This window comes from Bacillus cereus group sp. BfR-BA-01441 (genome assembly GCF_022663075.1).
Lineage (GTDB): Bacteria > Bacillota > Bacilli > Bacillales > Bacillaceae_G > Bacillus_A > Bacillus_A cereus.
In genome coordinates, this window is the sequence record NZ_JAKUEU010000201.1 from 1 (window position 1) to 1,488 (window position 1,488).

Consider the following 1,488-nt stretch of genomic DNA (forward strand, 5'->3'; position numbering starts at 1 on the left):
GCGGATCAGCATGCCGCGGTGAATACGTTCCCGGGCCTTGTACACACCGCCCGTCACACCACGAGAGTTTGTAACACCCGAAGTCGGTGGGGTAACCTTTTTGGAGCCAGCCGCCTAAGGTGGGACAGATGATTGGGGTGAAGTCGTAACAAGGTAGCCGTATCGGAAGGTGCGGCTGGATCACCTCCTTTCTATGGAGAATTGATAAGCGCTGCTTATCAATATAAGTTTCCGTGTTTCGTTTTCGTTTAGTTTTGAGAGTTCAATTCAGTATTGACTCTTAAATGAGGATATGATATAAATAAATCCTGCAATTTGTATGGGCCTATAGCTCAGCTGGTTAGAGCGCACGCCTGATAAGCGTGAGGTCGATGGTTCGAGTCCATTTAGGCCCACCATACATTTTGGGGCCTTAGCTCAGCTGGGAGAGCGCCTGCCTTGCACGCAGGAGGTCAGCGGTTCGATCCCGCTAGGCTCCACCAAAAAGCTATTTTAAATAGCAAATGGTATGTTCTTTGAAAACTAGATAACAGTGTAGCTCATATTTTTTAATTTTTAGTTTGGTTAAGTTAGAAAGGGCGCACGGTGGATGCCTTGACACTAGGAGTCGATGAAGGACGGGACTAACGCCGATATGCTTCGGGGAGCTGTAAGTAAGCTTTGATCCGAAGATTTCCGAATGGGGAAACCCACCATACGTAATGGTATGGTATCCTTATCTGAATACATAGGGTAAGGAAGACAGACCCAGGGAACTGAAACATCTAAGTACCTGGAGGAAGAGAAAGCAAATGCGATTTCCTGAGTAGCGGCGAGCGAAACGGAACATAGCCCAAACCAAGAGGCTTGCCTCTTGGGGTTGTAGGACATTCTATACGGAGTTACAAAGGAACGAGGTAGACGAAGCGACCTGGAAAGGTCCGTCGTAGAGGGTAACAACCCCGTAGTCGAAACTTCGTTCTCTCTTGAATGTATCCTGAGTACGGCGGAACACGTGAAATTCCGTCGGAATCTGGGAGGACCATCTCCCAAGGCTAAATACTCCCTAGTGATCGATAGTGAACCAGTACCGTGAGGGAAAGGTGAAAAGCACCCCGGAAGGGGAGTGAAAGAGATCCTGAAACCGTGTGCCTACAAATAGTCAGAGCCCGTTAACGGGTGATGGCGTGCCTTTTGTAGAATGAACCGGCGAGTTACGATCCCGTGCGAGGTTAAGCTGAAGAGGCGGAGCCGCAGCGAAAGCGAGTCTGAATAGGGCGTTTAGTACGTGGTCGTAGACCCGAAACCAGGTGATCTACCCATGTCCAGGGTGAAGTTCAGGTAACACTGAATGGAGGCCCGAACCCACGCACGTTGAAAAGTGCGGGGATGAGGTGTGGGTAGCGGAGAAATTCCAATCGAACCTGGAGATAGCTGGTTCTCCCCGAAATAGCTTTAGGGCTAGCCTTAAGTGTAAGAGTCTTGGAGGTAGAGCACTGATTGGACTAG

The 1,488-nt window shown here is 49.5% G+C and carries 2 tRNA genes and 2 rRNA genes; all 4 read left to right on the forward strand.

The features are described from left to right. Positions 1 to 191, forward strand: a 16S ribosomal RNA gene (locus MR107_RS29910); the annotation flags it as partial. A gap of 130 nt (positions 192 to 321) precedes the next feature. Beyond that, a tRNA-Ile gene (locus MR107_RS29915) sits at positions 322 to 398 on the forward strand. Positions 399 to 406: 8 nt separating this feature from the next. Continuing rightward, a tRNA-Ala gene (locus MR107_RS29920) sits at positions 407 to 482 on the forward strand. An 80-nt stretch (positions 483 to 562) separates the two neighbouring features. Further along, positions 563 to 1,488, forward strand: a 23S ribosomal RNA gene (locus tag MR107_RS29925); the annotation flags it as partial.